Origin of the sequence: Methylophaga sp. UBA1464, from assembly GCF_002325665.1 — a bacterium.
Lineage (GTDB): Bacteria > Pseudomonadota > Gammaproteobacteria > Nitrosococcales > Methylophagaceae > Methylophaga.
Genome location: NZ_DCSO01000058.1, coordinates 14728 through 14965, shown reverse-complemented (window position 1 = coordinate 14965; position 238 = coordinate 14728). Strand labels below are relative to the sequence as shown.

Genomic DNA, 238 nt, shown 5'->3' with positions numbered 1-238 from the left:
GGAACGATCAGAACATAGAGCAGTAGGCTGGTGATTAATCTCATCGATGATGTTTTTGTAGGGCAGCAAGCCTATCCTGTTCTTTTCGTCTGGCTTTTTCCAGTCGGTGCTGTTCGGCAGCTTCGTTAGATTCCATACCGATATGTGCTTCCCCGCGTTTTAATGCCAGCTGTATCTGTTTCTCACGCTCGGCATAGCGGGCTTTCTGATCGGCAGTGGTTTTATCAAAGCAATGCGG

At 48.3% G+C, this 238-nt stretch carries 1 pseudogene; it reads right to left on the bottom strand.

Annotated features, from left to right (window positions below):
- Positions 1–40: 40 nt before the first annotated feature.
- A pseudogene (locus B3O33_RS07195) lies at positions 41–238 on the bottom strand (hypothetical protein); the annotation flags it as partial.